We start from the raw sequence: 231 nt of genomic DNA on the forward strand, positions 1-231 counted from the left end.
ATTCTATTTCTTTTTCCAGTTTTTTGTTACGAACAGTAAAAGTATCTTTATCAATTCTTTCGCCTTCTAAATATAAGTCTAATAAACGCTCTTTCTTAACTTTCAAATCTTTAATATCTTTGTTAAGTTTTTTCAATTTAACATGTAGTCGATTTTCATCCGAATAAAACTCTTTTTCTAAAACACTTTCTTTTTCTTTCAATTTATCCAGCACTAATGCTCTTAAATCCT

At 26.0% G+C, this 231-nt stretch carries 1 pseudogene; it reads right to left on the bottom strand.

From position 1 onward, the window contains the following. Positions 1–231, bottom strand: a pseudogene (locus KVT27_RS26395) (recombinase family protein); the annotation flags it as partial.

Source organism: Lysinibacillus sp. GbtcB16 (assembly GCF_019091145.1).
Lineage (GTDB): Bacteria > Bacillota > Bacilli > Bacillales_A > Planococcaceae > Lysinibacillus > Lysinibacillus fusiformis.